Raw genomic sequence first — 2,262 nt, 5'->3', positions numbered from 1 at the left:
CTATTGGACCCAGCAGAAGCAGCTAAATTATTAGAGGAGGAAAAATAAGATGGCAAAAGATTTATTATTAGAAATCGGCTTGGAAGAAATGCCTGCCCATGTGGTGACACCAAGTATGAAACAGCTAGAAGATAAGGTGACTGCCTTTTTAGATGACAATCGTCTAGGTTTTGCTTCCATCAAAGCTTTCTCCACTCCTCGTCGTTTGGCAGTAGTGGTTTCTGAAGTTGTGGACCGTCAAGAAGACGTCCAAGAAGAAGTCAAAGGCCCGGCTAAAAAAATTGCTTTAGATGCAGAGGGGAACTGGACCAAAGCAGCCCAAGGGTTTGTCCGGGGCCAAGGGGTGACCACGGATGCCATTACCTTTAAAGAAGTCAAAGGAGTGGAATACGTCTATGTGACCAAATATATTCCCGGTAAAGCCGCTGCCGAAGTTTTAACGGGCTTAAGTGACGTGATTACTTCACTGACCTTCCCTGTGACCATGCATTGGAATCGATACGATTTTGAATACATTCGTCCGATTCATTGGTTGGTAGCTTTATTGGATGAAGAAGTGATTCCTTTGCAAATCTTGGATGTGAAAAGTGATCGTAGCTCTCGCGGTCATCGATTCTTAGGCAATGATTTGACTTTTGATAATCCGAAAGAATACGAAGAAAAATTAGCCACTGAATTTGTCATTGCGGATCCTTTGAAACGTAAGGAAATGATTACCAATCAAATCGCAGAATTAGCAACAAAAGAAAACTTTAAAGTAAATCTCGATGAAGACTTATTAGAAGAAGTCAACAATTTAGTGGAATATCCTACGGCCTTTGTAGGCAATTTTGAAGACAAATACTTGGCGGTGCCAGAGGAAGTCTTGGTTACTTCCATGAAAGAACATCAACGTTACTTTGATGTCCGCAATCAAGAAGGTTTGTTGTTGCCTCATTTTATTTCCGTGCGTAACGGGAACAATGTGAAGTTAGAAAACGTAGCAAAAGGAAATGAAAAAGTTTTAACGGCTCGCTTAGAGGATGCGGAATTCTTCTACAATGAAGACAAAAAACTAAGTATTGATGACTTAGTGGAAAAACTGAAAAATGTTACTTTCCATGAAAAAATTGGGAGCATGTATGAAAAAATGCAACGGGTAGCCGTTTCCGCTCAAATTATCGGTGAAACGGTGGGCTTAACTACTGAAGAACTGGAAGATTTAAAACGAGCTTCAGAGATTTATAAATTTGATTTGGTTACCAATATGGTAGGGGAATTTCCGGAATTACAAGGGATTATGGGTGAAAAATACGCTCTCTTGCAAGGGGAAAAACCAGCTGTTGCCCAAGCGATTCGGGAACACTATTTGCCGATTTCCAGTGAAGGTGCACTGCCTGAATCAAATATTGGGGCAGTTCTAGCCATTGCCGATAAATTTGACAGCTTGCAAACCTTCTTTGCTGCCGGCATGTTACCGTCTGGGTCCAATGATCCTTATGCTTTGCGCCGACAAACATATGGGATTGTGCGCATTATTGAATCGAAGAGTTGGTACTTCCCATTGGTTAAATTGCAACAAACCATTGGCAAAAAAATCAATAGCGACCAAGCTCGTTTTGGGATTGAATTAGCCAGTGGTCAAGAAGAAGTGGGCGACTTCTTCAAAGCCCGTTTGCGCCAACGTCTGCACAGTGAAAATACCCGTCATGATGTGATTGAGGCAGTAGTCAATGCCGAGCAAGAAGACGTGACGAAAGTCTTTAACGCAGCAAATATTTTAAACCGTCATGTACAAGATGATGATTTCAAATTATCAGTAGAAGCATTGACGCGGGCGATTAATTTGGCTAAGAAAAACGAAGAAAATACTGGTCATGTAGATCCAAATCTCTTTGAAAATGAAGCAGAGCAAGCCTTGTTTGATGCTGTCGCCGATTTGGAACAAAAAATTCCTACTCAAACCATGGAAGAAAATTACCAAGGTTTGATGAAATTGCGTCCGGTGATTGAGTCGTACTTTGATGCAACCATGGTTATGGTAGATGATGAAAAAATCCGCCGCAATCGGTTGAATCAATTGCAAATTATTGCCAAAATGGTTATGGCCTTTGCCAGCCTAGATGAATTGATTACGAAATAAAAAAATCAGGCTGTGACAATAGTTGGGTCACCGTCCTACGAACCGAACAATACCAAACGTGATACGCAAGCAAAAGAAGGGTATCTTCCATTAAAAATCATTGGAAGATACCCTTCTTTTCATTGCTAAAAATCTTAAAC

General features: G+C 40.8%; 1 protein-coding gene. It reads left to right on the top strand.

Going from position 1 to position 2,262, the window contains the following annotated elements; genetic code table 11:
* Positions 1-49 precede the first annotated feature (49 nt).
* Positions 50-2,122: a glycine--tRNA ligase subunit beta gene (glyS, locus tag AB5754_RS12620; protein ID WP_368252069.1), complete on the top strand. Its 2,073-nt coding sequence runs from the start codon at positions 50-52 to the stop codon at positions 2,120-2,122.
* The last annotated feature ends 140 nt before the right edge of the window (positions 2,123-2,262 follow it).

Source organism: Enterococcus sp. 2201sp1_2201st1_C11_2201SCRN_220225, assembly GCF_040925905.1.
GTDB classification, from domain to species: domain Bacteria; phylum Bacillota; class Bacilli; order Lactobacillales; family Enterococcaceae; genus Enterococcus_C; species Enterococcus_C asini_A.
This window is presented reverse-complemented; position numbering and strand designations above follow the sequence as displayed.

Excerpts from the sequence above, each read along its gene's own strand:
- glyS (WP_368252069.1), top strand. The coding sequence starts at position 50 with ATGGCAAAAGATTTATTATTAGAAATCGGCTTGGAAGAAATGCCTGCC.